The sequence below is a fragment of the Klebsiella sp. K47 genome (assembly GCF_051858335.1).
In the GTDB taxonomy this organism is placed as follows: domain Bacteria; phylum Pseudomonadota; class Gammaproteobacteria; order Enterobacterales; family Enterobacteriaceae; genus Klebsiella; species Klebsiella pneumoniae.
The window spans coordinates 1-221 of sequence record NZ_JBPYUI010000463.1 but is presented as its reverse complement, the minus strand read 5'-3'; the positions used below and the strand labels follow the sequence as shown (position 1 = coordinate 221).

General features: G+C 63.3%; 1 protein-coding gene. It reads left to right on the top strand.

Annotated elements, in window-relative coordinates:
- Positions 1 to 221, top strand: a 221-nt coding sequence (locus tag RRF55_RS28805) for a hypothetical protein (RefSeq protein WP_439419417.1), incomplete at both ends; no start/stop codon positions are given.

Here is a 221-nt window from a genome sequence, read left to right as displayed (position 1 = left end):
AGCGCAACTCGCCAGCCTGGCTGAAAAACGCCTCGGCACAGGGCCTCACGCACATCATGCAAACCCTGCAAGAGCTGGTGATCGCCATCGACAAGGCGGCGGCACCCGGTATCCTGAGCCTTGAGCAATTCGTCGACCGCAATGGCCTGCTCGCCTGGACACGTGAACGCCTGCGCACGCATCTGCGCCAACGTCACCAGCTGGATATCGACCCGCTCGGC